The organism is Cupriavidus sp. SK-3, assembly GCF_000611145.1.
GTDB lineage: Bacteria > Pseudomonadota > Gammaproteobacteria > Burkholderiales > Burkholderiaceae > Cupriavidus.
Genome location: NZ_JFJV02000268.1, coordinates 51,117 through 53,990, shown reverse-complemented (window position 1 = coordinate 53,990; position 2,874 = coordinate 51,117). Strand labels below are relative to the sequence as shown.

General features: G+C 63.8%; 2 protein-coding genes. One reads left to right on the top strand and one right to left on the bottom strand.

Features of this window, described 5'->3' with window-relative positions; translation table 11 throughout:
* Positions 1-164: 164 nt before the first annotated feature.
* Positions 165-1,889, bottom strand: a complete 1,725-nt coding sequence (locus CF70_RS29480; protein ID WP_035873774.1) for an AMP-binding protein — start codon at positions 1,887-1,889, stop codon at positions 165-167.
* Positions 1,890-2,201: 312 nt separating this feature from the next.
* On the opposite strand from CF70_RS29480, the gene CF70_RS29475 reads away from it, so the two are divergent.
* On the top strand, positions 2,202-2,874 hold a 673-nt coding region (locus tag CF70_RS29475; RefSeq protein WP_035873829.1), incomplete at its 3' end, for a TetR/AcrR family transcriptional regulator.

Sequence of the window (2,874 nt, the reverse complement as noted above, 5' to 3'; positions counted from 1 at the left end):
CGAGTTCGGCCTGCGCCCAGTTGCGCACGGATTCGCGCAGCATGTCGATATCTTCGCCGAGGTGGAAATTGAGGCCTGGAAGTTCGTTCATAGGAGTGCTCGTTATGTTGTTCAGTGGGGCTGCGGGGAGCGCAGCCCGATGTCGGATGGAAGCCGGGTCGGAGTCAGGCGGTCTTGGTCTCGTCGAGTCCGAGTTCCCGTGTCATGCGGTCGCGCATCACGAACTTCTGCACCTTGCCGGTAATGGTCATGGGCATCTCGCTCACGAAGCGGATATAACGCGGAATCTTGTAGTGCGCGATCTGGTCGCGGCAGAAGGCCCGGATATCGTCCTCCGTGGCGGTCTCGCCCGGCTTCAGCACGATCCATGCGCACACTTCCTCGCCGTACTTGGGATCGGGCACGCCGAACACCTGCACCGCCTGCACCTTGGGGTGGCGGAACAGGAATTCCTCGATCTCGCGCGGGTAGACGTTCTCGCCGCCACGGATCAGCATGTCCTTCACGCGGCCGACGATATTGCAGTAGCCCTCCGCGTCGATGGTGGCGAGGTCGCCGGTATGCATCCAGCCATCGCGGATCGCCTCGCGGGTGCGCGGTTCATCGTCCCAGTAGCCCTGCATCACCGAATAGCCGCGGGTGCACAGCTCGCCCTTTTCGCCAACGGGCACGATTTCGCCCGCGCCGTCGACCAGCTTGACCTCAAGGTGCGGCTGGATCAGCCCGACCGTGGTCACGCGCTTTTCCAGCGGGTCGGTGGTGGAGCTCTGGAAGGAAACCGGGCTGGTCTCGGTCATGCCATAGGCGATCGTCACTTCCGCCATGTGCATTTGCGAGATCACGCGCTTCATTGTCTCGATGGGGCAGGGCGAGCCAGCCATGATGCCGGTGCGCAGCGTGGAGAAGTCGTATTTCCCGAAATCCGGGTGATCCAGCTGCGCGATAAACATGGTCGGCACGCCATGCAGCGCCGTGCAGCGCTCCTCGCTGACCGCCGCCATGGTGGCGGCCGGCTCGAACGCTTCGCCGGGGAACACCATGCAGGCGCCGGTGGACACGCTGGCCAGCACGGCCAGCACCATGCCGAAGCAGTGATAGAACGGCACCGGGATGCAAAGCTTGTCCTGCTCGGAGAAGCGCATCGCCATGGCGATAAAGCGTCCGTTATTGACGATGTTCCGGTGCGTCAGCGTGGCGCCCTTCGGCGCGCCGGTGGTTCCGCTGGTGAACTGGATATTGATCGGGTCGTTGCGATCCAGTTGCGCGGTGATCGCGTCCAGCTCCCCGGTGATGGCGTGCGTGCCGTGTGCCAGCAGCGCATCGTAGTTCAGCATGCCCGGCGTACGCTCGCCGCCCATGCGGATCACCCAGCGCAGCGTGGGCAGGCGCGCCGCCTGCAACGCGCCCGGCTCGCAGCTTTGCAGCTCCGGCGCCAGGGTCTGCAGCATTTCCAGGTAACGCGACGTCTTGAACGACTCCGCCGCCACGATCGCCTTGCAGCCCACCTTGTTCAGCGCGTATTCCAGCTCCGATAAACGGTAGGCCGGGTTGATATTCACCAGCACCAGTCCCAGGCGCGCCGTCGCGAACTGCGTCACCAGCCATTCCACGCGGTTCGGCGACCAGATGCCGATCCGGTCCCCGCGCTCCAGGCCCAGCAGGCGCAAGCCGCCGGCCATGGCATCCACTACCTGCGCGAACTCGCGCCAGCTCCAGCGGATTCCCTGCTCGCGGAACACCACCGCCTCGCGGTCCGGGAAACGCGCCACGGTTTCCGCGAGCAAGGCCGGCACCGTCAGTTCGGACAAGGGGATGTCGGTCCGGCCCCGTACGTGGGAGAGCCCGCCAATGGGCAAAGTGGTTGGGTTAGCGGCACCCTGTGTGGTCATACTTGTCTCCAAAGCGCTGTCGCAATCATGTCTGTTACCTGATTTTTTGAGCTTTATTCAACTTTGTTGAGCGCGGCTCAAGTCTCGGGGTGCGCATATTATCTTGTCTCTGGGCCTGCCATCCACGCGCCGGACCAGTAGCGTTGAGTGGAAAAGTACACGCTAGACCGGAAAATTGCAACCTCGACTTGAGTAAAGATCAATTACAATGCGATGACAGGGCCGAGAGGGCGCGCAGGCACGCCCGGGCGCGTGCTTTCATGCTGCGCGGCACTATAATCGCCGGCTTCCGGCAAGCGAGGTAACACGTCGATGGACGACATCATGGTGCGGCGCCGCATTCCCGCGGGCGCCAAGGCGGAACAACGCATCCGCGACATCCTCCGCGTGAGCCGCGAAGTCTTTGCCGAGATGGGGTACGAGCGGACCACCACGACCGAGATCGCCCAGCGCCTCGGCATTTCCGAGGCCACCGTGTTCACCTACTTCCACGGCAAGCGCGAGCTATGCGTGCGGGTGATCGAGGACTGGTACGACGAGATCATCGCGGCGGTGGAAGAGGGCATGCCGCGTGACCAGACCACCAAGGCTCAGCTCGAGTTCTTTGTGCAGACCCATTTGCGGCTGTTCCTGATCCAGGGCACTGGCCTGTGCGCGCTGGTTCTTTCCGAGGGCCGCGCCAAGGGGCCCGGGCTGGGCGAGGTATTCGTGCCGCTGCAACGGCGCTACACGGCGCCGCTGATGGATATGCTGGCGCGGGCCAGGGAGAATGGGGAGATCCGCACCGATTTGCCGTTGAGTTTGCTGCGTTCGGCGATTTTTGGGCCGATGGAGCACATTCTCTGGGATGCGATCGCCAGGCAGCGTCCGGTGGACATCGAGCGGACCGCCAGGGACATCGTTGCGCTGCTCTGGCCGGCCTTGTTGCCGCCGGACCTGGAGGTAGTGGCGTTGCGGGAGTTTTACGGGGAGGTGGGGGCGGCTT